This window comes from Mesorhizobium sp. M4B.F.Ca.ET.143.01.1.1, from assembly GCF_004792275.1.
GTDB lineage: Bacteria > Pseudomonadota > Alphaproteobacteria > Rhizobiales > Rhizobiaceae > Mesorhizobium > Mesorhizobium abyssinicae.
Genome location: NZ_SRSR01000301.1, coordinates 1 through 279 on the forward strand (window position 1 = coordinate 1; position 279 = coordinate 279).

General features: G+C 58.1%; 1 pseudogene. It reads right to left on the reverse strand.

Annotated elements, in window-relative coordinates:
* Nucleotides 1–246 (reverse strand): annotated as a pseudogene (locus EN786_RS39210) (hypothetical protein); the annotation flags it as partial.
* Between the last annotated feature and the right edge of the window lie 33 nt (nt 247–279).

The following is a 279-nucleotide window of genomic DNA, read 5'->3' on the forward strand; positions in this document are numbered from 1 at the left end:
GCCACGTGCATTCAGTTCTCTCGCCCAATAGTGCGACGAGCTGCAGGCTTCGATTCCGACCAGGCAACGTGGCAGGCTCTCGAAGAATGCCAGCACGCGCCCACGCGTCAGCTTCCTGCGAAAGACAACCTCACTCGCCGCATCCACCCCGTGGACTTGAAACACTGACTTCGCAATATCCAGACCAATCGCCGTGACGTCGCTTCGGAGATGCCACGCTTGCGAGCCAGGTCCAGCATGTCCGATCTATCCACATTACGAGTGTAACCCGTTTCGAGT